General features: G+C 46.0%; 19 protein-coding genes. 10 read left to right on the top strand and 9 right to left on the bottom strand.

From position 1 onward, the window contains the following. Nucleotides 1–91: 91 nt before the first annotated feature. Nucleotides 92–592 carry a transcriptional regulator gene (locus tag QUB39_RS18835; protein WP_333210269.1) on the bottom strand — a complete coding sequence of 167 codons (501 nt, stop codon included), beginning with the start codon at nucleotides 590–592 and terminating at the stop codon, nucleotides 92–94. A 53-nt stretch (nucleotides 593–645) separates the two neighbouring features. On the opposite strand from QUB39_RS18835, the gene QUB39_RS18840 reads away from it, so the two are divergent. Further along, the gene (locus QUB39_RS18840; protein WP_333057919.1) at nucleotides 646–1,119 is read left to right on the top strand and encodes a hypothetical protein; all 474 of its coding nucleotides are present in this window, start codon (nucleotides 646–648) and stop codon (nucleotides 1,117–1,119) included. Nucleotides 1,120–1,220: 101 nt separating this feature from the next. Here QUB39_RS18840 and QUB39_RS18845 read toward each other — a convergent pair whose 3' ends face one another. The 5 genes from QUB39_RS18845 to QUB39_RS18865 form a co-directional block, all read right to left on the bottom strand. Next, nucleotides 1,221–2,903, bottom strand: a complete 1,683-nt coding sequence (locus QUB39_RS18845; RefSeq protein ID WP_333057920.1) for a DUF262 domain-containing HNH endonuclease family protein — start codon at nucleotides 2,901–2,903, stop codon at nucleotides 1,221–1,223. A gap of 159 nt (nucleotides 2,904–3,062) precedes the next feature. After that, nucleotides 3,063–4,133 (bottom strand): aromatic ring-hydroxylating dioxygenase subunit alpha, encoded by a 1,071-nt coding sequence (locus tag QUB39_RS18850; protein ID WP_333057921.1) that lies wholly within the window; start codon nucleotides 4,131–4,133, stop codon nucleotides 3,063–3,065. Then, nucleotides 4,133–4,819: a class I SAM-dependent methyltransferase gene (locus QUB39_RS18855; RefSeq protein WP_333057922.1), complete on the bottom strand. Its 687-nt coding sequence runs from the start codon at nucleotides 4,817–4,819 to the stop codon at nucleotides 4,133–4,135. The genes QUB39_RS18850 and QUB39_RS18855 overlap by 1 nt, the downstream gene beginning before the upstream one ends. Nucleotides 4,820–5,125: 306 nt before the next feature. Further along, nucleotides 5,126–7,126, bottom strand: coding sequence for an FAD-dependent oxidoreductase (locus tag QUB39_RS18860; protein ID WP_445243040.1), 2,001 nt, complete (start codon nucleotides 7,124–7,126; stop codon nucleotides 5,126–5,128). Nucleotides 7,127–7,523: 397 nt separating this feature from the next. Then, entirely contained in the window at nucleotides 7,524–7,706 is a 183-nt protein-coding gene (locus QUB39_RS18865; protein ID WP_333057923.1) for a hypothetical protein, read from the bottom strand. Between the two features lie 395 nt (nucleotides 7,707–8,101). On the opposite strand from QUB39_RS18865, the gene QUB39_RS18870 reads away from it, so the two are divergent. Beyond that, nucleotides 8,102–9,631, top strand: coding sequence for a CHAT domain-containing protein (locus tag QUB39_RS18870; RefSeq protein WP_333057924.1), 1,530 nt, complete (start codon nucleotides 8,102–8,104; stop codon nucleotides 9,629–9,631). A 127-nt stretch (nucleotides 9,632–9,758) separates the two neighbouring features. After that, nucleotides 9,759–11,852: a hypothetical protein gene (locus QUB39_RS18875; RefSeq protein WP_333057925.1), complete on the top strand. Its 2,094-nt coding sequence runs from the start codon at nucleotides 9,759–9,761 to the stop codon at nucleotides 11,850–11,852. Nucleotides 11,853–11,910: 58 nt separating this feature from the next. On the opposite strand, the gene QUB39_RS18880 is transcribed toward QUB39_RS18875, so the two are convergent. Next, entirely contained in the window at nucleotides 11,911–12,855 is a 945-nt protein-coding gene (locus QUB39_RS18880; protein ID WP_333057926.1) for a hypothetical protein, read from the bottom strand. 1,158 nt (nucleotides 12,856–14,013) lie between these two features. Here QUB39_RS18880 and QUB39_RS18885 point away from each other — a divergent pair. Continuing rightward, a complete protein-coding gene (locus QUB39_RS18885; protein ID WP_333232992.1) occupies nucleotides 14,014–16,101 on the top strand; it encodes an iron uptake porin in 2,088 nt (695 codons plus the stop codon). Between the two features lie 284 nt (nucleotides 16,102–16,385). Here the strand turns inward: QUB39_RS18885 and QUB39_RS18890 are convergent, their stop codons facing one another. Continuing rightward, the gene (locus QUB39_RS18890) at nucleotides 16,386–17,639 is read right to left on the bottom strand and encodes an FIST N-terminal domain-containing protein (protein WP_333396612.1); all 1,254 of its coding nucleotides are present in this window, start codon (nucleotides 17,637–17,639) and stop codon (nucleotides 16,386–16,388) included. A 740-nt stretch (nucleotides 17,640–18,379) separates the two neighbouring features. On the opposite strand from QUB39_RS18890, the gene QUB39_RS18895 reads away from it, so the two are divergent. From QUB39_RS18895 to QUB39_RS18915, 5 genes are all read left to right on the top strand, one after another. After that, nucleotides 18,380–18,616, top strand: a complete 237-nt coding sequence (locus tag QUB39_RS18895; protein ID WP_333259459.1) for a Calvin cycle protein CP12 — start codon at nucleotides 18,380–18,382, stop codon at nucleotides 18,614–18,616. Nucleotides 18,617–19,016: 400 nt separating this feature from the next. Continuing rightward, nucleotides 19,017–19,637, top strand: a complete 621-nt coding sequence (locus QUB39_RS18900; RefSeq protein ID WP_333057931.1) for a DUF3177 family protein — start codon at nucleotides 19,017–19,019, stop codon at nucleotides 19,635–19,637. A 262-nt stretch (nucleotides 19,638–19,899) separates the two neighbouring features. After that, nucleotides 19,900–21,354, top strand: coding sequence for a hypothetical protein (locus QUB39_RS18905; protein ID WP_333057932.1), 1,455 nt, complete (start codon nucleotides 19,900–19,902; stop codon nucleotides 21,352–21,354). A gap of 389 nt (nucleotides 21,355–21,743) precedes the next feature. Then, complete coding sequence (locus QUB39_RS18910) at nucleotides 21,744–22,025, top strand: peptidoglycan-binding domain-containing protein (RefSeq protein ID WP_333057933.1); 282 nt, start codon at nucleotides 21,744–21,746, stop codon at nucleotides 22,023–22,025. Nucleotides 22,026–22,246: 221 nt separating this feature from the next. Then, entirely contained in the window at nucleotides 22,247–22,519 is a 273-nt protein-coding gene (locus QUB39_RS18915; protein ID WP_333057934.1) for a peptidoglycan-binding domain-containing protein, read from the top strand. Nucleotides 22,520–22,567: 48 nt separating this feature from the next. On the opposite strand, the gene QUB39_RS18920 is transcribed toward QUB39_RS18915, so the two are convergent. Further along, nucleotides 22,568–25,963: an ATP-binding protein gene (locus QUB39_RS18920; RefSeq protein ID WP_333485129.1), complete on the bottom strand. Its 3,396-nt coding sequence runs from the start codon at nucleotides 25,961–25,963 to the stop codon at nucleotides 22,568–22,570. A gap of 303 nt (nucleotides 25,964–26,266) precedes the next feature. On the opposite strand from QUB39_RS18920, the gene QUB39_RS18925 reads away from it, so the two are divergent. Then, the gene (locus tag QUB39_RS18925; protein ID WP_333207437.1) at nucleotides 26,267–26,620 is read left to right on the top strand and encodes an IS630 transposase-related protein; all 354 of its coding nucleotides are present in this window, start codon (nucleotides 26,267–26,269) and stop codon (nucleotides 26,618–26,620) included. The last annotated feature ends 194 nt before the right edge of the window (nucleotides 26,621–26,814 follow it).

Genomic DNA, 26,814 nt, shown 5'->3' on the forward strand with positions numbered 1-26,814 from the left:
TAATACCCGCAAACAATTTATATAAACCCGCCCCCACACAACCGATAATCTAGATTAACCTTTACTGCGATCGAAATAAGGCTACAATCAGCTAGAAATTAGCTGGTTCGGGGGATAATTCTGATTCCCCAAAATCCGTTGATTTCGAGTCAGCGGGCAACTCAGTATCTGCGACAGTAATTTCTAGTTTAAATCCTAATGCTTCGAGCAATTCTACCAAACAGTAAATTTCCAAACCGCCGCTTTCAGTCAGGATATTATCGAGTTTTTCGTGATGTTCTTTTGCTGAATCAGAAAGAGCATTCATCCTGATTTTAGCCTCAATTACCTTTCTGATGGCATTTCTCAGGAGTGCGGGTTCAGGGTCTTTTTCTTCTAAGATAGCCCCGATAAAACCACCAGCGTGTTCGGCATCTTTGAGAGATTCAATTAGGGACTCGCGGTAGCTATCGCTGGTAGGCATTTTCATTGAATTTCGCTGGTTGTACTTCCATAATTTTATCGCAGTCGATCGGCAATTTCTCTCGTAAGCGCGATCGACAGTCCATTCTACAAGCAAATCATACTTAAGACAGAGGTATTCGATCGACAAAATAGTAAACCTTGTTTGAGGAAACAAACTTTAAATCAAACAGGGCATTGTGAATGAATTTTAAATCGATCGCAAAAACCAATCTACTATTCGGCAGCCTGATAATTAGCCTCGGATTGCAAGCACTTCCAGCAGCAGCGCAATCAGTCACCGACGCGCAAGTTTCCGCCCTCGTAGAAGCGCTGCGACAAGCCGCCCCGCCACAAGCCGCAAATGACGGAATGTACAGTCAGTGGCAAGTTTTACCGAACAATATTTCCCGCTGGGCAAAATTCTGTACCAAACAAGATTTAACACCGCAACAATTTGAGGCTGACGCGACAAAAGCCAAATCAATTGTTACCTGTATCGTGGGCGATTTGCTGCGCGACGAATACAAAGCTAGCAGCAACAATGAAACAGCCGCTGTACGCCGCGCCGCTTGCTGGTGGATGACTGGCGAATCCGCAGCTTGCAAAAGTGGCGCCACTGCTACTTATGCCGATAAAGTTGTCAGCGTTTACCAGCAGCAGCGGGCTAAAAAGTAAAGTTTGTGCTGGCGGAATTTAGATTTTTTTACCGCAGATGGACGCAGATGGTTTTGTGCTGATGGACAGATAAGAGCGATTTGATATCAAATTCAATTATCCTATAAGCGCCAAAGATTCTTGAGAACATTAATCAGCTCTTTCTGCCGTCGAGCGATTACTTCTGGCGTCCATTCCTGTTCCCGCAGCACTTGGGTAGTAAGCACACAGGGTGAAACGCCCGTTTTAGTAGTGAAATACTTCTGCTTTTTCACATCAAAATCATAATTTTTTGCCTGAGTGTTTTTCGCACCAGATAGTAAAACTAAGTTGCCAAGACGATGTACATATTGATCGCGCTCTTCCTGACTAGGAAACCAATTCATCCACTCACTATTAGCCCCTGGATTTTGGGGAAGTACGTGCTCGACAGTAATTTTGGAGAAGTTGTAAGATGCTTCACCTTCTGACAGGGCAGCATCTAAGCGCAGCAAAACATAAAGACGAATTTTTTGGATTAGGTAAAGGTCACTATCGAGGACTCTAAGGATATTGTTTGACTCTTCAGGAGTAAACTGGAGCGGTGAATTGGAATTGAATAAATCTTCCTCTTGTTCAATAGCAGTAAGCAATCTGCTGTAACGTTCAATCCGTTTATTAATATTGGCGCGGACAATCATTAAACCTGCCGCAAGGCGGTCTAAATCTGTAAAAAAACGCACCAAATTATCGGGGTTATTACGGTTACGCGATAGGTAGAAAATGGCAGGCGGTATCCAGTCAACATTCTCAATTTTGTTTAACCATTTAAATAGTTGATTAATTTCCTCGGCACGCCGCTCGCTTTCATAGGTTGAGTTGTGAATTTCCGAAAAAGCCTTAGCATAAGGAGCTAAAATTTCATCAATGAATTGCTGAGACCCTGCCGCAGGATTGATGTTTTCCTGAAACTCTTTAAGGATACTCTTGCTAAGTTTTTTCTTTTCTTTAATCATCCGAATATGAGAAAACAAGTCTTTGAATAACTCGCGTCCCAGCTCCTCCTCGGTATCTTCCCACTTTTTAGTATATTTTTCTTGTTGGCTTTCGGGTATTTTTCCAATAATGTCCGCTTTCAAGATATCAGTTATGGAGAGATCCAATCCCCTGTTGTTCAACACAGAAAATATCCGATAAGCAGAGTCAAAGTCAGGCGTAGAAACCACTACCAAGAAGCACTGGGTAATGATGAACTGGGCAAGACGTATACGGTGGGATTCAGCGATAGTCTGCAAACGTTGCAAGAATAAATGTGCATTTTCTTTAATAAGCTTCTGAGTATCCATCAGCTCAGCATTGTTTAATTTTTGGAGCTTGTTAATACCACCTTCATTTTGAATATATTCCTTGAAAAATTCTGCATCTCGCTCGCGCAAAGTCAGACGGTAACGATTATCTATACCCGCGATTAAGCTGCCTCTTTGGTATAGATAAGTGGTCAAGTCATTGGCGTGTTGTGTTGGCAATGATTCCCTGAGAGCAGCTAGTAGTATGGTGAGAGTTGTTAGACGTTGCTGACCATCTACAATTTCAGCCTCTGGCGGCCCAGATTTGATCAAAACAATGCTGCCTAGAAAGTACGGGTTGAGTTGATCAATCGTGTCGTTACCATCTCCCAATGATGTTAGCAGGTCTTCCAGCAGTTCCCCAGCTTGCTCATTTGTCCAAGCATAGGGACGCTGGTAGAGGGGAATGGTAAACATAAAGTCATCGCTAAAGATTTTCCTAATGGGGTGTTCCTCACCCTTGATGCTGACACGGTTCATGCTTGGTTCCTGTGTTAGGTGTGGTTGGTAATTGCTTCCCGAAAGTCAATTTTCCTTGCTGCTAGAATACCATGCTCAAGCTTGGAAAGGCGAACTCTCAACTTAGCTTGTGCAGGCTGGTTTCATTCGTCCCGCTGTAGGCTTCAATCTGCGGCTGAATTACCCATTTTCCCCCTGACTTCTTATCAACTTTTGCACGCTGGCTAAAGCCCGATTTAATTCATAACTTTTTCTTTCTGAATTCTGCAAAAAAGCCTGCTGTTCTTCTTCAATCATTAACACATCCTGCCGCACCAAACCATCTAATAACTTTTGAGCCGCGCCGAAGCAACTATCTTTGATAAACCTGCGAAACCAAACAGGCAATTTGTGCAGCCGCCAAAACGCATTTAATGAGGTAAAATGAATTAAATAAGCGCGAGTTGCTGTTTCGCTCACCGGACAAACCAAGCAGTAAATCTTAAAGTCGCTTCCCAAAGTTGAAACCCAGTGCGGGTAAACATAACTCACCTCTAGCGGTTCCGGGTGCAGTCGGCGCAAAGACTTAAAAAATAACTGAGAAATTGACCAAATTTTATCTATTTTGTAATAACTTTGTGCCTGATAGCGAGCAGTTACTTGATGCTCGTTTTCTTCTAAAGTATCTAACACTGGATTTGCCCAAGCTTGCCAATCATCGTGCAAGTGCCCGTGGTACATATCCATCAAGTTTTCAATTAAAAATGAATAGTGTGCCTGACAGTCGATGACTGAAACAGTGGCAATATAATTGAGATGTTCCCACTCTGGCAAATCCAGTAAATGAGTTTTTTCTGCTTGGGTTTCGTCGCCGGGAAACAGCCAGATAAAACCGTTTTTTTCCTTGACTAGATAGGAGCGAATTTTGCAGTTAGGTAGCTTTTGATTTTCTGCTAAATAATCGACTTCGGCACATTCTCCCCTTGCATTTAACCGCCATCCGTGGTAAGCGCATTCGATTAAATCGCCTTTAACTTTGCCGTGGCTGAGTTTAACTTGTCGGTGCGGACATCTATCTTCTAAAGCGTTGATTTTGCCTGCACTGTCGCGGAAAAGTACGATCGCCCGATTCCAGATTTTCGCAGCTAGCGGCTGAGTTTGCACCTCGCTGCTGCGGGCGATCGCATACCAGCGATCGAGATTAATGCCCAACTGGCGGATGTGAGTTTTTTCCCCTTTTCCAGCTACCGATTTTATCGCGTTGTTTTGCATTACAAATATTCCCAAATTACGCCCATAAAACAACCCAATTTTACAAAATAACAGCCCGGAAAGCAACGACCGTAAATTTTTCTAAATCTCCGTTCAGACAAATACCTATCGCTAGCTAAATGCTTCAACCACCCTGGCGACAATCTAAATTTTAATAGTCTTAAAGCATTGCGAAATCCGTAGGTGGAACAGTCGGGATTAAAATCTCTCGCTGCACCTAATATGTAGCCTATTGTAGCAGGTGTTTCGACTTCCGAAATATTATCTAAAAAGACGACTTTGCCGTGCGGATTTAACATTTTTTTAATGGTTGAGAGGGTGGTGGGGAGGTTGGGCAGGTGGTGAAAAGTAGCAGCACTAACTATTAAATCAAATTGGCGATCGAGCGCTAATTGACTGGCATCCATTTGGATGTACTCGATGTTGGGTGCTGAGCGTTTTTGACGCGCTATATCTAGCATTTTTGCTGACAAATCGACGGCTACAACATTATCGTAATACTGGGCTAATTCAAAAGCAAGAATTCCCGAACCGCAGCCAATATCTAATACTGCACCTTTGCTGACAGATAGGTTGTTAGTAAAGAAATCGTTCTGGTTTTGCAACGAGGTCACGAAATCGTATTCTGTTGCAAAAGCATCAAACGTTACAGATTTATTGCGAACTTTGCAGTTACTATTTAGCATTTATTATTGCTTTATACTCATTCAATAATATTTTAACCGCATATCCACCCCGCTTAACGCAGATATTTTTTTGGTTCGCAAGCTCTGCCTTTTCCCCTCAGCGAAACCACCCCCGCAAACCGTAACTAATCTTAAAAAAAGAATGCAACTGTAGGAAACCTCTAAACCCTTATTGGATCAGTCATTCCCATTTCTTCAAATCTAAAATCTAAAATCTAAAATCTAAAATGGTAGGGCTGGGGGCGGGTTTCACCGAGGATACCAGCCGATGATTGACGATTTATAAAGCCCGCCCCACTGCAAACCTTAGATTTTTAACACGCCTTCGGGATTCACCGTCAAGAGCGCTCGCCTCTGCAAACCCTCCTGATATAAAATAGCATTAGCTGCCAACAAACCGCTGCTAACTGCCCTTTCCATTAAACCGCACGGAAACGGCATTTTTACCCAATCTCCCGCAAACAAAAGATTGGGAACAGCGCAGCAAGTTTCTGGTCTTTCTGCATAACTACCGGGCGGATATCCAGAGAAATTCTTTTGATTTACCAATTCCCGGTGCAGCATATTTGCCTCTTTTAATTCCGGTACAATTTCGTACAATTCTTGCTCAAAAGTCGCCAGCAAAACTTCCTGATTCGGAAATTCTTTCTCCTTGTAACAATAAGCGTGCAGTTCCACAACACTACCGCCAGTTTTCTGATTCCACTCTATGAACTGATCCTGAATTCGGTGGTAAAGCGTAATGCTGTCAGTCAGTTTGTAGCCGGAAAGCGAACTGAAATTGCTGTGTTCCCAGGGAAATTCGCGATCGAACCAAAAACGGCCCACCGCAAACGGATCGGCTATTTTCAAACTCTCGATCCGACTCTGCACCTGCGAATTCACCTCACCGCTAGCCAAACTAAACAAATGCTGCATCCCCGGAACATCGGCCGCCAAAACATAATAATCAGCCTTCAATGTTTCTCCCAAATTTTGCGTCTTGGAAGTGGTCGCGGCGGAGACCAACTGTACCTCATCGGCTTTTTCATCAACTACCTTAAATCGAGGCAAATCCCGCTGAGCAGGTCCGCTGACAACTCGCCCTTCGGCATCAAAAACTGCCCCGTGACAAGGACAGTGAAATTGACCGTCGTTTTGTTTCTGAACTGTGCAGCCTTGGTGAGTGCAGCTCAGAGAAATTGCCTCTTTTCCCGACGGTGCGGCGGCAAATACGCTGTCCCCAGCGCCGAAATATTCGGTAGAGTTGCTATCAGTTAATAGCCTGTTTCGCTTCACCCAAAAAGGTATTTTACTTTGCACGTCTCCTGACTGATAACTCAGAGAATCAATCTTGCCGTTTTCCCAGCGAATTTCACTGACTGCGACATCTGTCAATACTTTGCCGCCTTTGCTTTCAATTGCTCTGGCAATAGGCTGCACCAAACTCGTACCCATATCTTGTCGCGTACCGTTGAATGCTAAACCCTCTGGATTTCCGAAAAAGTAAAAGTGAAAAAATTGCATTAATTCTCCCGCGCTCAATTCGTCTGGAGCGTTGAGGCTGGATTTGGCAAAAGGCAGAAAATACAAGTCATAAAGTCCGCGCGGAAATTCACCTTTTACCCAGTCGGCTACTGATATATTGTCGAGGCGAGCAAAACTTTTTTGAGTTTGAAAACCGCCGATTTCTCGAAATACTTGCCAGTGAGCGGGTTTTGTAAGATTGATTCCCCACTTGAGCCGATTGGGAGAAGATATCCCCAAGTCAACTATATTCCAGGGAAAAGCTGAATGGTTGGGACGGAAAACTTCGGGTTTGTATTTGCCGTCTCTAAACAGAACGGCGTAGGATTCTAAAGATATAAAGTTATCGGTAATTTCTAGTTCTTCAACCACACTTTTGAGGTTGTAGTATTGCGGAAAAAAACCGTGGAAACCGTGTTCCATCATAAAAGTTTCGTTCCCGACTTGTATCGGCCAACTAGCAATTTTACCGCCGAGTTGGGGCGATTTGTCGAGCAATGTTACGGCGAAACCTCGCTGGGATAGCTCGTAAGCACAGGCGAGCCCTGCTAAGCCTGCGCCTACAACTGCAACGGTTTTGCGGTTATTCAGCATTCGCGGCAAGTCAAGAGAATCTTGCACAAAAACGGCGGGCTCTGGCTTGGAAAACCGAGAGTAGCCCAGCAGCCCGCCTGCGGCACCGACTCCGAGGAATTTGAGGGCGGTTCTTCGAGAAACTGGTTGGGATAGCGGTGAATTGGTTGATTGACTCATCAGCGGTACGCGGTAACGGGCTTTAAACACAAATACGCCATAAGGCATATATCATAGACCGAAATCAGGATATGTGAAGAAATACTAAGACACATCCCCCAATCGGATCGCGATCCTCTTCGAGGGCTGCGCTAACGCACTTGATCTGGTTCGATCGCACACAATGTATAGTAGAAGCAAGAAGGCTTTAGTTATTTAGGAGAAAAGAAGAAAAAAGCGATCGCCCGCCTAGCGTAAAATTCTCTAAATAATTAAGTGTTTTTATTTATGTTGCTCAATTCTTGGCAACCGCCGCCAATGATTCTAAAAAACTAGGAGATTTTCATGCAAAATCTTAGGCAAAAGGCAGTCTCGACGAATTGTACGAAATAACCTGGCAGATATCCGAGACCAAACAATTAACCAGTCGAGCTTTAAGTAAGTTGGGGCGAAAAATATAACTATTTTAAAATAAGTAAATACAGAGAATATATCTACTGAGGTAACTCAATATATCGGCGATCGATGCAGGGTATTCCTCACTTAATACCAAGACAAAACTCGATTCAACCTGAGAAGTGCGGATGTGTCGCAAAAATTCAAAGACGCCCGTATAGCTAATGCCGGTTAAACTCACATCTTGCACCATTCTTAAGAACGGGCTCTTCGGCCCGTTCCACAAAAGATGAATTTTTTGTGGAACAGGCCGGAAAGCCTGTTCATAAAAGGATTATTGAAAATGGTGCAACATCTCAGTTTTTTGCGTAAGTCCTGTTTATGCAAAACCCCTGCATAATTTACAAACTTTTACATAAATGGTCAATTTCTTGGCGTGCGGCCTCTGTTGCTGCTGGTATCCACACCCTACGGTAGATATTTGCGGTTGCTCTTGAATGCTATAATCGTGCGGCGATCGCCAGCACAGTCAATCGATTTTAGATTTTAGATTTTAGATTTTAGATTAAAGAATTGAATGAAGCATTCACCCCACGGATAAATTCGGGGGGGAAGTTTCTCGGATACAGGTTTTTTATTTCTGGACGGATGAATCAGGGGGCTTGTATCCTGGATGCGAGGGGGTCAAAATTCCCACCCACATCCCAACGTCTGCCAACTGCTGCCGCCAACGGCGCTATTAACCGCCCCAAAATCATGCAGTACCAATCCCAGCAGCAACGCCAAAAACACACGACTCAGAAAAAAATTAAAAAAGCTATTTTTTACTGTGTGATAGCAATATTTTTCTGCTGGAGCACCGCGAACCTCGCTACAATTGCCCAAAACACAGACCAGGGCGGGCCGGGCGGGCAAGAAATGAGAAATTTGCTCGATCGGGGAAACCTCACCGAAGCCGTAACCAGAATCGAAGAAAGCTGGGAAGAAGAGTATCAAACATACTTTGAACAAGACTTTGAAACCCGTGCGAAAACGGCCGAAGCAATATCAAAAACTCTCTCCCGTCTAGCAGTTCAAACCAAGAAAAAACCAGCTTTAATTTACGCTATCCCCCGCACCGACCAACTAGAATTAATCTTAATATTGCCCGATCGCCCGCCCATTCTCCGCAGCGTCCCCGAAGCCAAACAAGAGAAACTGCTCTCAGTAGTCCAAGAATTCGGTAGCGAAATCACCAACCCCGTAAAACTAAACACCACCACCTATCTAGAACCAGCCCAACAACTCTACAAATGGATAGTTGCACCCCTAGAAACAGATTTGCAAACAGCAAAAATTGAAACATTGCTGTTCTGCGTCGGCGCAGGTTTGCGAACCGTACCCCTAGCAGCAATGCACGACGGACAGCAATTTCTGATCCAAAAATACAGCCTCGCCCGCATCCCCGCCTTCAAACTCACAGACAGCAATTACACCGACATCAGAAACGTGCAAGTCCTAGCAATGGGAGCATCAGATTTCGCAGAAACGGCGAACAAAGAACCGCTGCCAGCAGTTCCATTAGAACTCGGCGCGATCGCCCGACAGTGGCCCGGTCAATCCTTTCTCAACCAAGACTTCACCCTAGTAAACTTGCAATCCCAGCGACTGCAACAAAAATACGGAATCATCCACCTTGCCACCCACGCAGAATTCCGCCCAGGAACCCCAAATAACTCCTACATTCAATTTTGGGACACCCAACTCGGTCTCGATCAAATGAGAGATTTAAAATGGAACAATCCGCCCCTCGAACTATTAGTATTAAGCGCCTGCAGAACCGCCTTGGGAGACAAAGAAGCAGAACTCGGATTTGCCGGTTTAGCGCTGCAATCGGGAGCAAAATCAGCCCTCGCCAGCCTGTGGTACGTCAGCGATGCGGGGACTCTCGCCCTGATGACAGAGTTTTACCAGCAGTTAAGAATCCGCAGGCCAAACGACCCTCCAATCATTAAAGCTGAAGCAATGCGGCAAGCACAAATCGCTGCGATCGAAGGCAAAGTGACGATCGAAGGCGGTCAACTGCGAAGTGCGCGAGGCGACATTCCATTGCCCCCGTCCATCCCCAAACTCGACAGCAAAGATTTATCCCATCCCTATTATTGGGCAGCATTCAGCATAATCGGCAGTCCTTGGTAAGTGGGCCTCTTGACCGACAGTGGTGATAGGCTATAAAACATAAGTAATTTAATATCTGTAGCTGTCGCTCAACAAACCACCACCAACCTGTGACGAATCAAGCGGGAGCCTTCAAGGGGAAAGAAAGATGAAAAAATTAGAATTTTTGCTACAGAAAGAGGGCGATCGCGCCTGGTTGCCCCTAGAAACCTCCGACGTGGAAATTCTAGAAGGTAAATACCGCGTGGTTGCTCGCATTCAGCACCCCAACACCGACATCGAAATTCGCGTTACCCATACCTCCTTCGACCAAGGGGCGCAGCGGAAAGTCCAAAGCCGATCGGCCCGCACCAACCCCGAAGGATTAGTCGTGATCATTCCCTACACCAGGCTCAAACCCGGACTGTGGGAACTATCCTGCTTGCCAGATCCCAAAGCAACACCACTAAAACCTTGGCAGTACGGCGTTCAGTTAGAAGTATTGCCCGCAGAATCGGAAACCTCCGAACCGCTACCGCCGATCGACCTCGAACCCCCAGCTTCCGCCGCAGACTCAGAAAACGTAGTACCGATCGATCGCGCAGCCCCACAAATCGCTTCCCCGGTCGATCGCCCCGCACCAACCCAAATCCCAGCAGCCGATTCAGCACCGCAGCAGACCAAAATCTACCAATTTCCTATTCCCCAAACCCCCGAACCAAAACCGGGCGTCCAACTCCTCCTCCACCTCGATCGAGAAACCTTCGTCACCCAACTCGGTCGCCCCTTAATCATTTCCGGCAAAATCGACATTCCCCAAAACCCGCAACACCCCCAACAAAGCAGAAAAACAGCAACTCTCATCCCCGACTCCGAAGCGCTAGAACTCAAACAACTCATCGGTTCAGCACAACTGCAAATTTACCTGCGCGACCCCCAAACCTCAAAAATTCTCGCAGAAATCCAGCAGCCAATGCCAGAACAAGTTCCCCCCTGCATCTTTGCCTGCGTCACCTACATCCCAACCGAGTGTAAAAGCCGCCTCATTTTAGGAGAAGCAATTCTCAGCAGCGGCGGCGTCACCCTAGCCACCAAACTATTCACAATTACAGCCCGTTTAGAGCACCTTCTAGAGGAAATTAAAGACAATTTCCTCGAAGAAAAGCATCAAGCCGAACCCTCCCCAACAGCCTCAAAACCGTCTGGAAGCGCCAAAAATATATCCTTCCTCAAGCTAGTAGAAAAATCCTTAGACCCTCCCTCCCCTGCTGAAGTCCCAACCACTGAAGCCCTACCCCCTCTACTGGCTTCGCGTCACACCCCAAGTGCAGGCGGTCTAGAATTGCCCGCATTCGGTAACAAACTCCCCGACAGCAGCCGATCGCAATTGCTGTCGGAAATCTCCGATTCGCCTCAAACTGCCCCAGAGTCGATCGACCCACAAACCAAACCCTCAGACATCTCAAATCCCACTCAAACAGCCGAAATCGGAGCGATCGACCAAAAACCCGAAAACAGCCCAGAATTAGAAACAACCGCCCCAGAAACCGCGCCAGCACCCACAAAACAGGCATTTCAAACCTTAAACGTCGAAAGTCGATTTTGGTCGCGACTGAGTTCCCTAGCCAGCAACGGTGAATCCCCCGACTGGCTGAAAGCAACCACCCTGTCACCAAATCCAACAGCCGCCACCAATAGCAGCGACGAAATTGCCGTTGTGGAAGAAAGCAGCCCAACCCAGCAGCAACCCGAAACCAGCGAAACAATTTCCGATCCCAAATCTACTAGCCCAGAAGCCAGAGAATTTGTCGTTTTTGACGAACCCCCGCAGCCGAAACAAGTTGCTCAAAAAACCAGAATAGTCGCCACAGAAGACACTCCTCCAACTCCCTACGTTTTGCCAGAAGACGAGTTAGTACCGATGCCGATTTTGGAATTGCCGCGGGCCGAAATCATCGCGGGCCAGGCTGTAAAAGTGCAAGTGCAACTCCCGGAATTAATGCCCCGGATTTATGTGAAAGTTTGGGTGTACGATCGCCAAACCTACCTGATTCTCGACGGGCCTCGCTGGATTACCGAATTTAAAGCTAACGGGTTGGGAAATGTGCGAGCAAGTGTCGAGTTAGAGATTCCCTACGGCTGCATGGAAGTCGAATTTGAGGCGATCGCCGTCGAAATGCAAACTCAGCGGGAAAGCCACAAAGTAAGCGTTCACCGCCAAGTTTTACCCCCAGCCGGGCCAACTTTACCCCTCGAAGGGTAAGCCCAAATCCGCGTGCATCCCCGTTCATCCGCTGACATCTGCGGTTAAAAAATCCTACTTACTTGCCCGCCAACTGCCGAAACTTCTTCTTAAACTTATTCTTATACACGTAGATCGATCGCTGTAAATCCTCAACTTGCAGCGACATCTCGGCAGCCAAACCCGTGCGGTTCCAAACATCCTCCTCACACTTGCGGCGGCAAAAATTCATCGGTTCCGAGTAAACTTTCCCAGTAGATAAAGTCGGCTTCGGCCCGCACCAGTGAATCACCGTCGCCTGAGTGCGATCGCCCCCAGGCCCGCTTGACTCAACCGGAAACTGCTTCCTCAGCAAATCTTGGTCAAAATCCGGCACCAACAACTGCATATCCACATTCTGCACCCGCAGTCGATTTTCCCCGGCCGCCCGGAAAATCATAAAGTTCAAAAACCCCATTTCTCCGTACTTAAATATCCCCGGATTTGCCGCCGTAAAATCTAAAATTTCTACGTATTCTTCCAAGCTAAAAACGCCGCGCTTAGCAAAGAAAGTACCCGTGCAGAAATAGTTCGATCGCGATTCCGACCAACGAAAATTCGGGAAATGCTTCTCAACGCCCGGAATGTCAAAGAAAAATTCCGAAATCTCCGCATCCGGGTAATCGTAACAAGGCTTGTCTACAATAAAATCAAACTCTTGAAAGTTAGCCAATTTGAGAACATCGCCCCAGACGATCGTATCGGCATCCAAAACCATAAAATTTGACCAAGGACTTTCCCAGAAAGCAATCATTTTAGTTTTGCCCCAACCAAAACTTCTTTTCCTGAGAACTTCTTCAGAAACAGTTGTGCGATCGATAACCCGCACCCCATAGGCTTTTTCCAAAGCACTCACAGAAAACGTACCGTCAATCAACAGACAAATCGGCACATCTCCCAGGAAATAGCGGATGCTAGCACAGCAACCCTTAGCAAACAGATAATCTTGGTCGCAGCAGGCAATAATAATACCAAAATCTTCCATAAAACCTCACTTTTTTACTAATACCAGTTACCCAAAATAATGCAAGTGTATGCCGATGTTTCCAACTTGTATGTCATCAGTTATTTCCAATTCTTTAATCGAAAATCGAAAATCGAAAATGGTATAACTTGCCCACCCACAGCGTTTCGGTTTTTTGTTCTGACAGCAGCTCAATTTTTGAGTTTGGCATTTTAGCCAGCTTAGCACTAAACTCCTGCGATCGTCCCTAGGCAAAAACATCGTTCAAACCGCTAGGAATATCGGGCATAGTCGATCGGTCAAGCAAGTGAGCTTTCCCTGCGCCAACAGCGGGTCAATCGATTTTAGATTTTAGATTTTAGATTGACTTGCGCGAGATAAATTCGGGGGTTCCTTTATCGGATACAGGTTTTTTATTTCTGGATCCTGAGTCTGCTTTCGGAATGAATCACGTGGCGGGTATCCTGGATGCGGGAATTGTCAAGCACCACCAGTTGCAGTCGCACTTAAATAACAAAAAAGTTGTGTTAAAGTAGCGGGAAATTAAATCCGCCGACGAGCCGTCTCAAAAATGGCGATCGTCCTGGCAAGTCCCGACGGCAGCGGGCCTCAAAAAACCAAAATTGGTCAAGCCTGAACTTTGGTTTGGATCGGGTCAATCTACCAGCCTTTAAGTCTCAGTTCCCCACTCATGGCGGGAAAATAGCCCCTGCCGGGTTGCGAGGTTTAAACTTAGGTTAAAAACCTTGACATTATAGGAGATAAAGCTGTATAAGGGATGCGACAAGCAGCCACAATCCTACCTATAACTGTCTGTTAAGTCGGGCGTAACCGAGGACTCTGGGCAGTTGTCAGTTACAGGCAGATTGTGGTTGAACCCGTCGAACCAGTTATCGATCGCCCGCAGAGCAATTCAAGCAAGTCGGGCGATCGAGAGATGAAATTAGCACGTGATGGTATAATCTACTGTAATGTAATGTGGGCTTGACCTGAATTGATGCCTGGGGGTACAAGGGCCCAGCCCCTACGTTCAAGCAGAAGTAGACACGCCTACTGTGAATCAACAGTTATGGATAGGTTCTATTTTGGCAGTTATTGTCAACAGGCAAGCAACCACAAAAATTAGCAGTTGGGAATTGCTGCTCGTCGAGTTGAATAGAGTGTGAAGGTGTGAGGAAAATGAACAGAACTTTTTGGAATTTACTGCTAGTATCCCCGGCAATTCTGGGGCTATCATCAGTCATGAGTGCCACTGCGATCGCCGCAGAAGCGACCGCAACCCCTGAAGCCAACCAACTAGCTAAAGCTCAGTCATCTGAGTCAAAAATTGCAGAAATAGTTGGAGAAATAGTTGCAGAACCAGTTGCAGCAGCCCCTGCTGCCCCAGAAAACCTGGCTTTAAACAGCAGCCTCGAAGCGGCCCCAACCCCGGTCGTTAAGGAAGCAGACGCTGAAAAAATCGCCTCAATCGAACCAGAAACCAGCGCCGCAGCACTGCAAACAGCACTGCAAACAACAGGGAGCGACATCGAGTTAGCAGCCCCAATCGCTCCGGCCAGCGCAGCAGCGACTGAACCCCTAGCAGCAGCAGGCACTGCCGAACCCTCGCCCCAAGCATCAGACTTGGCAGAGCAAATCAGCCAGACAGAAGTTGCTGGGAAAATTGAAGTGCCAGCAGTCGCCAGCACCCCAGCTACTACCCCAGCTACTAAGGTAGAAATTGCTCAGACAGTACCCGGAGGAATGGGCGGCCCCATCGTCCCTGTTGCTCCCCAAGCACTGCCGGCCCAACCGTCGGGAACCATGTCCCAGGTGACATCAGTCACTCAGCTCTCCGACGTGCGCCCGACAGATTGGGCATTCCAAGCCCTGCAATCCCTAGTCGAACGCTACAGTTGTATCGTAGGTTATCCCGACGGCACCTTCCGCGGCAACCGCGCCCTGACTCGCTACGAATTTGCAGCCGGCGTCAACGCTTGCTTAGACCAGATAACCCAACTAATTGGGTCAACAGGTAACTTAGTTACCCGAGACGACTTAGCCATCCTGCAACGCCTGCAAGAAGAATTTGCAGCCGAACTCGCTACCCTGCGCGGACGAGTAGACGGCCTAGAAGCTCGCACCGCAGAACTCGAAGCCAATCAATTCTCCACTACCACCAAACTGCTCGGAGAAGCCGTTTTTGCCGTCACCGACACCTTTGTCGGAGAGGGTATCCGCCTTGACGACGACGACGACAAAACAGTCACCGACTTCAGCTACCGGGTGCGCTTGAACTTATTGACCAGCTTCACCGGTCGAGACTTGCTCAGAACCCGCTTGCAAGCGGGTAACGTCCCTAACTACTCAGCAATTACGGGTACTAACATGACTCGCGTAGCCCAGGATGGGGCTGAGAACAACAATTTCACACTAGATGAAGTGTGGTATCGGTTCCCGCTAGGTAACGCTACATTCTTTGTCGGTCCTAGAGGACTTGACCTAAATGAAATTGGAGACGCGCCTGCTACTAGTACCTTTGGTGACGCTACGGGTAATGGCACTCTATCCAGATTTGGAGTTCGCAACCCGGCCGTACACCGCGGACCGCAGGGAGCTGGCGCAAGTATGAGTTACAACTTGGGCAACTTCCGAGCTACTGCGGGCTATCTGGCCTCCGAGGGCGATGCTCCCAACCCCGCAAATGGCAGGGGCGTTTTCGACGGTTCTTTCAGCGCTTTGGGTCAGATCGGCTTTTTTAGCAACCCGTTTAATTTGAGCCTGACTTACACTCGGAAATACAATCGGGCAGGTGATGTGGGTCTCATGGGCGGTACCGGCAGTTCCTTGGCTAACCGGCCCTTCGGTCAATCAGCCACTGGATCAGATAACTTTGGCGTGCAAGTTAACTTCAAACCCAGCCGTCGCTTTCAGATTGGCGGTTGGTACGGTTACACCAAGGCTGAACAACTGCGGGGTGGCAACAATGACGCTACCATCCAAAACGCTGCTGTCACTTTGGCCCTGGCAGATTTTGGGCGGCAAGGCAACCTCCTCGGTTTTGTCTTCGGTGTACCGCCAAAAGTTACCGATAGCGATGTCAGAAGAGCGGACGGACGCCGGCAAAAAGATGGTGACACCTCTTACCACTTAGAGGGTTTCTATCGCTTCCAAGTCAATGACTTTATTTCCGTGACACCGGGGGTTTACGTGATTCTAAATCCCGAACACAACCACAGAAACGACGATATCTGGGTCGGACTCCTCCGTACTACCTTTACTTTCTAAGGTTTCCAGACATCTAGTTACAGCTAAAAGCGGCAGGCGACTGCCGCTTTTAGTGATTTGTGATTTGTGATTTGTGATTTGTTATATCATGTCCGATCGAGTGACCGCGATTAAAAAAAAGGGCGGGTTTTTGAGATTGTCAATTATTGGCAGATATTTTTCGTGAACCCGCCCCTACCGTATTAAGGGTAATCGAGCGGACATGATATTACTGGTTATTGGTTATTAGTTATTAGAACAAACAACGAACAAATAATAACTGACTACTGACTAATGACTACTGACTATGAATTTTGGCGGCAAATCCCGAATACGGAGGTGTAGCCGTGCAGAAATGTGCTACCGCCGACGGGGCCGATTTCGCCGTTGCAGAAAAAGCCGCTCAGGGGGATGTTTTTGAGGTATCGGCCGAACAGTCGGGAGTCAAAGTTCGACTGGCCGTAAAGCCCTTCACCGCGCCCCAGACAAGAGAACATCAAGGCGCCGGCGCTGGATGTACCACTGTACTCGGCGGCCCGCTGATAGCGATCAAGCAGCATTTCTAGGTCTTCTGCGGAGGTGCGCGCGTCCCGCAGGTGAAATTGGATGCGCTGTCCCGGACGGACTCGATCGCCGATCGCAATTGCCCCCACTTTCGGATCTACTCCCAATAGATTGCGGATTAAAAAATCTCCCGGCTCTAATTTCAGCTTGAATTCATCGCTGACTAAGCCTACAAATAACGAGTGCTGAGCTAATTCTCGGTCTTCTTCGCTCAAAGTTTGAACTAACTCTCGCAAAGCCTCTAAGGGCGATCGCTCGATGCCCCCGCTGCCGATATCATCAGTTTGTTCTTCGAGTTTCAGCAAAATATTGCGATCTCCTTCCGTCACCCGATAAGGATGCCCGATCGGCCTGCAGCCTTGAGCGACGATCGTTTCCAAAACTATATTGCCGCTCAAAGCTACCCCAACCGTCCCTTCTCGGTGAAGCTGATAGTCGCAAAACAGCGCCGCGCCCCTGCCCGCACCGTCCCCCCCGGCTAGTCCCCCTACCTTCGCCGCGCCCGGATAGGCATAATCTAGCCCTTGGAGCAAATCGTTAATTTTTGCGGAAAAGGGGTCAGCCAAGATGATGAACTGCGGTTCTTCCTGGGCCGGCACGCCCAAGAGATCCACCCAAGTATCCGGGGGACTGTCTAAGTCGGGCAGTTCTTCTGAACCGACATGAAAAGTTCTGACATTCACTCCCGGCAAGCGCGCCAGACTGAGGCTGACTGCGGGAGATCCCTCGACTTCTTCGGTGAGGCCCCCCCGGTTCGTGCCGATGACTCCTCCCCCGCCACATCCCAGGATCGCGGGTACTGGCAGCATTTCTCGGAGTAAAGGCATCAGCCGAGAATACTCGCTGGCAAAGGCAGACGAGATAAATATCAGTGCTAAATCGGCCTGGCCTTCTAGGTCGCGATCGGCTTGTTCTACAACTTCTTTGAGGGCGGATTCCAAAGAGGGACGGGTTGATAAAGCGCTGACCCATTGCATTTGGTTTTGGGTGTACATAAGGCAAACTTCTCTATAAAACTATTTCTATACATTAGGCTAACTGGAACCGGCCACTGGGGGGACGCTATTCTTGGGCGATCGATTCCCCATCGATTGCCGTTCTTGTGTTAACATAAGTTAACATGAGAGTCCCCTTAATCTGTTAACTGTTAAATGCTGTGTTCAGCTAAATCTTAAAAGATAAAGCTCAATACAGTTTGACACACCAACCTCGTGTAATGTTTTCATCAAAAGTAAGGTTGGCTCGACCTACATTGATGCCTGTGGACTAGAATCCGCCTAGGGGCTAGTAAAGCAGGGAGTAGAGACGGCTACTGCGATCGTACTTATGGATGGTTTCTATCTGGGCTGCTGCAACCGCAGCGCATCTCAAGCTATTATTAGCTGGAGTCGCCAGACCGAAACAGCAAATCCCACCCAAACTAACATCCAAAAAGAAAACCTTTCTTACTTAATAAGGTCAACGGCCCAGGTCTAAAGACACGCTCGCTTCGAGCCTAAGACTTAAACCACTGTTGACCCGCCGTATACTTTAGAAGTCTACGTTTTTTGAGTTATGACACCAAGCGACTGCTTAGCTACTCCCTTGCTCTGTCGTTAACGGTTAAACATCTTTATTTGGGTTAAGGACGTGCCGTTAGCCGAACAAGCTCACTAAACAAAGGCGCGTGCTAACATTACCTAGAAATAGGTCGGGGACAACCATATTCTCCTACACTTTCCTACCAACAAGTTTTATGACAACAACACCCTCCGTCAACATCCAAGAGAAAATTGAAGAAGAACTAGAAAGCGCTCGTACCGTCTGTGACACCAAGGGCGCCACTTCCGGGGAATGCGCGGCGGCGTGGGACGCAGTTGAAGAACTGCAAGCAGAAGCTTCCCACCAAAAGCAAGTCAAACCTAAGAATTCTTTTGAAAAATTTTGCGACGACAATCCTGACGCTGCTGAGTGCCGCATCTACGAGGAATAAACGAGCCATTTAGCTCTATGCCGAACCTCCCGCGCCGAAATCTAACTTTTGGCGCGGGAGAATTTTATTTTAGGGGTTGAGCCTTGAAATAATGGTGAGATTTGCCCTCTATCCCAATACGGTTCAAATCCGTCAGCTTCCCCGTCGCCCCCCAACGGTGACAAGAATTTGCTCTTGCGTCCCCCAAAAGGGGCGAGGATGGGAAGGAGATATCTCAAGAATAAACAGTTTTAACTCAAGCGTATTGCCGTCTATCGTGTCTCAAGTACCTTTCAAAGCGCGCCAAGTACCTTAGAAAATGTAGCAGTAACTAAAACATTAAGACCGTGTTCTGGTTGCTGATTTTTTAGCATTTTTGTAGTAAAATTTGTGACAAATAAGTGAGTATATTTTCCCAAAGATGTTGAGTCTTTTATTGGCAGCCACCGGGCCTTGGTTTCAACCGCTAGTGTGGATGGATTACCGGTTGTCTGTGTTATTAACAATTTCGATCCCGCTGGTAGTGCTGATTTGGGCTGTTGTGGCAAAAGCTGAGGCGATCGTCCGTTTGTCGATTATTTATTGGCGGGTGGCGAGTTTGCTGGCAATTACACTTTACCTGATGATGGCTGCGCTGCCTGTGAGCTTTGTATCGTCGGTGATTGGGAGGGCATTAATTCCTGCTAGTCTGTGGTTTTGGGAGGATTTAAACGAAGAAATTGCCGATCGACCGCAGTCGCCCCTGAAACTGGCTTTTACAGCTTGGCGGTGGGCGATTACTGTTTACAGCGGTTTGGGCGCTCTAGCTCAACTTCCCTTCTTAAGCTGTGCTTTTAAATCGCAAATTGAGGTAATTGACGAACCTTTTTGCCGCATTTGGTTAGACCCACCTTGGCTCTACAAACAAATGTTTCACCCTAATACAACCCCTCAATTTTTGGGATTGTTGGGGATGATTGGTTTAGCTATCTATGTAATTTACTTGTCATACTTTGTGCTGATTAGACTAGGAAAACAGGGGAGGTCAGCTACCGGAAATTAAGTTGAGTTTTAGTTAGTATTTCCTTCCTAAATTGCAGCTAAATTATTCCACCAAAATCTCATAAATCCCAAATAAAAACAGCCGGGGCGCATCTAGGATAAAATCAAACTAACAGCCGGGTGGCTGACGTGACCCGCCCAAAAACGGATACAAGCCGTGGACTCCAGTCGTGGATATCTAACAATTTTAGACTAAGGTTCCAGCTTCCAGATTCATCTGTCGAGAAAATCTAAAATCTAAAATCTAAAATCGACTGACAGTAATGTTATTGGGAAAGACTGTGATGGATAGCAAACAAGCCTACTTACAGTGCTTAGACAGGCTGATTTGGGCGATCGATCGCCTGGAAGCAAAAGTCGAACCAAGTGAACTCGCTCGGATTGCCGAACTGATTGTTCAGCCGATGATGGGGCCATGGCGGTTTTTTCACACTCCCGAACATATTTTTGAGGTGGGGGGAGATGAAGATGCGATCGAGGTTTTGGCAGCTTTATTTCACGATACCGTCTACCTACAAGTCGATCGCAGCATTAACTTTAACGTCAGCTACTACATCACTCCTGTTGCAAAAGAGGTTAACCAACACCTACAAATTCGGGATAAATCTGAACTGCCTGCGGATGCTACCTTCGAGATGGTAATGCTGGTATTCAATTTTGTACCGGGCGAAGTCCTCAATCCTTTGGCTGGACAAAACGAATTTCTCAGCGCTGTCGTAGCAGCAAAAGCTCTAGAACCATTTCTCAAACGCGAGCAATTGCTTCAAATTGCCGGCTGCATTGAAGCAACAATTCCGTTTCGTGCCGCCGATGCGGGAGTAACGGTAAGCCAGCGTCTTTATGAGCGCTTGCAAGCAATAAATAGCCTGTTTAACCTCAGTTTAACGGACGAGGAAATGCGGGAAACGGTCAAAAAAGCTGTGCGAATCTCTAACCGGGATGTGATGAGTTTTGCTCACCATAGTTCAGCCCATTTTTTGGCAAATACCTGGAATTTACTGCCGGAAACCAATCACAATCTCATATGCTGGGGTTTTTACACGGTTCGCGACTACCGAGTTGCTTTGGTGAAGATGGAAGGTTTTCTGAATTATCTCAAGCCAGAAATAATTTTCCGACAGTTTGAGGGATATCCAGACGATCGCACCTATCAGCGCTGGGAAACTACTGCTAAGTACAATCTCGAAATTGCGAAGCTTTATTTGGGGTGCAAACTGGCTGCCCTAGCCCTGCTAGAAGCTCTTTCTTCGGATTTGGGGATTGAGGTTTCTCTGGCGATGATGATGGGAGGAATTCCGGCTCAAGTTCCTAACTGCGTGCGCCTGGAAAGCTTTTTTCCAGAAATAGAGAAACCTTATAAACCTAAAATTAGTTTAGAAGCGGAAGTATTGAATTTATTAGAAAATGGGCGGGCTAAAAGCACTTCTAATACCGATTTGGAGAGTTCGCCCCTGACAACGTTTGTGGTAAAAATTGTTGGCTTTGACGAAATGCGCTATCAGTGCGATCGAGCTAAGGAATTTTTTAGAGAAAATCTCAACGCCGACGAGTTTATTTCCGACTTTAACCCGATAGTTACAGAAATTGTTATTGATTCAATTCTCAAGTTGTTTGACAGCCGGAAGTCTACTATCTACCGATACTACGATATCACTTCTAAGTTAAAGTCGCAACCCCAAACCAATTTTCTCGATCGCCCTTTTCGATCCCATGGTTAACTAGCTTTAAATACAGTATTTTTGCCTCCTCTATAGAAAAGACCATTACTCAGCTTATATAAGAGTAGAGCGATTACACCGTGACAGGATTGATTGCCTCGCTTTCCCTACGTCAATCTGCCTATCCATCCCAACACCAACAGCCCTACAGGTATGGTGTGGGGCTTCCGGCAAAGATGCTAAAAGTTGATAAAAAATGGAAATTCGCTGCTGTTTACCTTTGACAATTATTTTATACAAAACGGATTTGATAGCGGGCTGTCACTCATTTGAGCTACCCCAAATAAGCGTCACTATAAAAAGCGACTGTTAAAGCACTTCCCCCCACAGCTACAACTGGGGAATAGCAAGTTCAAACAACTTGCAAACCACTAATCCCCAATCAAACCATGCAAACCACAAATTCAATTTACGCTCAATTGCCTCTTTGCTCTTCACTGCCCACACTGCAACGAAATAATAGTACCACTGCCAATCAAAACGTGCGCTATCTCCAACAATCCTTAGTTGAAAACGGATATCCCGTCGCAACTGATGGATTCTTCGGCCCAAAAACCGAAGAAGCAGTCATCAGATTTCAAAAGGAAAATCAGATTGCTGTTGATGGCATTGTTGGCCCTCAAACTTGGAGTCTATTAGGCGCTTGTTATACAGGTGAACCCGGATGTTAAATCCAAGTTAACTAATCCTAGGCGCACGGGTAGCAAGAAACTGGGTTGTTTCACTGCAATACTTCTTTTTCGCCCCCAGAAACGCTAAAAAACCTGGTGGTTGAGCGAAGCCGAAACCTCGTTTATGCCCGTTAAAAGTGCATCCAGGACTATTAACTAACATCTTTTCCCCACTTCTCTACTTTTAAACAACTTGCAAACAACCAATGGAGAATCAAACCATGCAAACCACAAACGCAATTCGTACTGAATTACCTTCCTGCCGTTATTTTCCCATACTAAAACGCAACGATGGTGTCACCCAAAATGAGGACGTTCGCTACCTTCAGCGACTCTTGAACACCAAGGGATTTTCTTTAAATACTGATGGAGGATTCGGCCCGAAAACCCAACAAGCCGTTATCAATTTTCAAAACCAACAACAAATCGTTGCTGATGGCATTGTCGGCCCTAAAACTTGGAATAAATTGGGTGTTTGTACAACTATATTTTAAAGTTTGTGCAACCATGTGTTAAACAGAGTAGGGCGTGCAGTGTGCGCCCTATTTTTCTGTCGAAGTTTCCACCCCACACCACCCCTCCGGGGCACCGTACATTCGATACTTGCGAGAGCGTTTGAAATACAGCATTGCTACCCGATCGTCTGGATTGATTTGTAAAATATTCTGAAATACTTTTTGGGCGGCAACAAATTTTTGCTCGTAGTAAAAATTGAGGGCTTCTTGAAAAACCTCCGCCGTTTGCTGCTTGAGTACAATGCTTTCCTCTGTTTCTGTATCGTAAATTTCAAACACCGACACAGCATTTGTCTTTCCTTTCACCGTTACTCGATCGACAAATCTGTACTTATATTTTTCTGGATCGTCTAGGCGATCGATAATTGCACCGCTAACTAGAATGCCCGCGCCGTAAACCTTAGTCAATCCTTCCAAACGAGACGCGAGATTCACCGCATCAGCAATCACCGTACTTTCCATCCGTTCTCGTTCGCCAATAGTACCCAACATCAAATTGCCCGCGTGCACACCGACGCCGATCGCGATCGGAAACAAGCCATTTTTTTCTCGCTGCTGGTTATAGAGATTTACTTCTTTCTGCATATCAATTGCTGCTCGCACACCATCTTCAGGGGATGTAGGAAACAGTGCCATGACTGCATCCCCAATGTATTTGTCAATAAACCCGTTATTTTTCCTAATTGCAGGGCTAACCCTTCCCAAGTAAGTATTAATAAATGTAAAATTTTCATCCGGTGTCATATTTTCGGAAAGCGCAGTAAACGAGCGAATATCAGCAAACAGCACTGTCATATCTCTTTCCTGATGTTCGCCTAATTTTACTTCAATAATACTCGGCTTTTCCAGCAAGTTTAGAAAATCGTGCGGCACAAACCTGCCGTAGGCTGCATTCAGTTTTGCTAGGCGAATTTGCGTATTAATTCTCGCCAACAATTCCTTTTTTATAAAAGGTTTAGTTACATAATCATTGGCTTCTAAGTTAAAAGCTTCTACCAAGTCAGTAGTTAGATTTTTTGCCGTCAGCATCAGAATCGGCATTTCTAAAGGCGAGTATTTTTTGCGGACTTCTCGACATACTTCATAACCCGTCATCTGCGGCATCATTACATCGAGTAAAATTAAGTCCGGCTTAAATCCTGATTCAATCAGATTTAAAGCTTCTAAGCCGTTGCTCGCTTGAGTAATTTCGTAGTTGGCTAGAGAAAGACTGTTGATGATGACATGAATATTAATCGGCTCATCATCAACTACCAAAATTTTTAATTTTTCACTTTCTAGCGACTCGCTATTGTCTGATACCTGAGAATTTATTATAGAGGATTGGCGGGCTAGTTCAGGAGTGATAAAAATGGGAGAACCCTCGGTTAAACGCGGCTGTATGCTGCTAAATTCCGGTTGACTCTCAGATACGGGCAAAGTAAAGGTGAACTGGGAACCGACGCCTACAGTTGAAGATACCGAAATTTTACCTCCGTGCAATTCCACTAATTGCTTGGCAACAGTTAACCCTAAACCCGTGCCGCCATATTCTCTAGCAGTGGAACCGTCAGCTTGTTCAAAGGATTCAAAAATTCGTTCTAATTTATCTTCGGGGATGCCAATACCGGTGTCAGATACACTAATCGCTAATTGGGAATTAGGCAGTGATTGTGCGTTGCCCGTTACCAATTCTGCTGAAATTTCAACTCTGCCGCTTTCGGTAAATTTAATTGCATTGCCTATTAAGTTGTAAAGTATTTGCTGCAAGCGATTCTCGTCTGCTGCTATTGGCGGCAATTCAGGAGCGACTGAGTTAATCAACTGCAAGTTTTTTTTGCCTACTAATGGCTGAGACAAAGTGAGAATTACAGAGACTATTTCTCGAATACCGACTGACTTAATTTGCAGTTCTATCGTTTTGTGTTTTAGCTGAGAAAAGTCCAGAAGATCGTTAATTAAAGAAGACAATCTTTTGCCCGATGATGAAATTAAAGCTAAGTTAAAATTTGTTGGTTCTGGCAGTTGTCCGGTAGCACCGTCTATTAAAGATTCTGCAATACCAATAATGCCGTTGAGCGGAGTGCGGAGTTCGTGGGAAGTATTGGCTAAAAATTCGTCTTTCAGTTTGTCGAGTCGCTGCAATTCGGTATTTTTAGTTTCTAAGGCAGTAAAAGATGCTTGCAGTTGTTGTGCCATGCTGTTAAAAGCAGCGGCAAGTACGCCCAATTCGTCGGAGCGATCGAGCTTGACAGTTTGGTCAAATTGTCCTTCAGATAAAGCTATTGCTGCATTTTTTAATTTTATAAGAGGTTTGATAATCCAGCGAGAAGTGAGAATTCCTAACACACTTGCCATGCCCAAAGCTGCCAGACATAGCAACACTGTAGTTCGGTTGCCCGCATGAATTTGTTCCATAAAGTCGGCTTCGGGAACGACAACGACAATCAGCAAATCTAAACCCTTGTCGTCTTGAAATGGCAGGACTTTTAAAAATTTCTGCTGGCCGTTGATTTCAACATTTATTTGCTGCGATTTTGTAATTTGGTGCAAGTTTTGAAAGTGACTTTCTAAATATTTAGCTGTAGTTTGCGTTACTGCGTCGCTGCTTTCTGTAACTTTAAACAGTTCTTTTTGACCGTTTTGGGTGCGGAAAGGTTTTTCGGCTGTGGAAGTTGCCAGCAGCGTGCCGTTTCTTTCGATAATAAAAGTTTGACCAGATTTACCTATTTTGAGGCTGTTTAAAAATTGACCGATACTGTCGAGACGCAAAGCAGCAATTAATACTCCTTCTAGCTGTTTCTGGCTGTTGTAAACTGGTTGCAGCGCGCTGAGGAGTAAGGTGGGTTCTAGGAAGGATATATAAACTGAACTCCAAGTTGGTTTGGCTTCTAGAGCCGCATAGGCGTAGGAAGGGTGCTGTCGGATGTCGAATTTTTTAACGGAGGCGGCTACTGTCGTGCGATCGCCCGTATCATTAGTATTGTAAGAATAAAAATTAAAATTTGTAGAAGGCCCCGATGCGTTAATCAATAAAGTGCCATTAGACATCTTTTCGCCAGTGCGATATTCTCCATCTTGATTAGCGATCGACGTAAAATTGATATAAGGATATAATTGCACTTGTCGCCACAGATACTTTTCCCAAGCTGACAAGTCTTTCATGTTTACAAAACCCAGTTTCACCGCATCCAGCTTGCTTTGATTGATTTGGTGCGGAGTTTGCAGATAAGTTCTCAAATTTTGCTCAATGCGATTGCTTACCTCCCCCATCAATTGAGCCGCAAGGTCATTCACTGCTCTTTGAGAGTTCCTAAATGATAAATATCCCACAATACCCACCGCTGCAAATACTTGCAAGACAAAGGGAACTATGAGTACAGTTTGCAGCGTTGCTTTTCTTGAAAGTTTTGCCACTAAGTGCTTGAGAGAAAGAGTGGACATAACATTAGTTTAGGTTGAAAAACCCAGTTAATACTTGGAGCTAGTTCTTACCGCTGGTAAGTATTATAAACCATTTTGTACTTAAACACAACTTACACAAGGAAGACGCGATATCGGTTCTACAATCTTTCATCTTATACCAAATTATTAAAAGTCAAAGCGAACCGTAGAGACACGGCATTTCCGTGTGCTCGTCCCCGCGCCGGACAAGGCATTTCCCTGTCCCTACCGATGTTCACATACAATATACAGCACTTCCGGATGTTATGAGGTACAATAGAATTGACTAAAAATAATATACCAATGAAAGCATACTCAGTAGATTTGCGCTCCAAAATAGTAGCAGCCCATATCGAGCAGAAGCTGTCGATCAGAAAAACAGCAGCGATATTTTCCGTCAGTAAAAGCTTAGTTCAAAAACTGGTCAAGCAACAAAAAATCGAGGGTAATTTACAGCCGAAACCCAGCGGGAAACCGAGATACAGTCATTTGAATAATTCCACAGCTTCTTTGAGAGAAATAGTGGCAGCACATCCCGATGCAACCTTACTAGAATTGTGTGAGTTATTTGCCCAGAAGACCGGAAATTGGGTTGGTAGAACAGCCATGTGTAACGCCTTACAAAAGTTGGGATTAAATCGTAAAAAAAAACCGTGAGAAGTAGCCAAGCCGGTACTGAAAGAGTCATGAAATTAAGATTAGAGTATTGGGAAAAAGTCAAGCATATCGACCCAAAAAATCTAGTCTTTTTAGATGAAACTGGAGTATTGCTAGCAGGGTAAACGCATCTTAATTTCAACCTCAAACATGATAAGATGAAGTGTTTAGCTAAATCAAGTGCGTAATTGATA

Origin of the sequence: Microcoleus sp. AT8-B5 (assembly GCF_036705565.1) — a bacterium.
In the GTDB taxonomy this organism is placed as follows: domain Bacteria; phylum Cyanobacteriota; class Cyanobacteriia; order Cyanobacteriales; family Microcoleaceae; genus Microcoleus.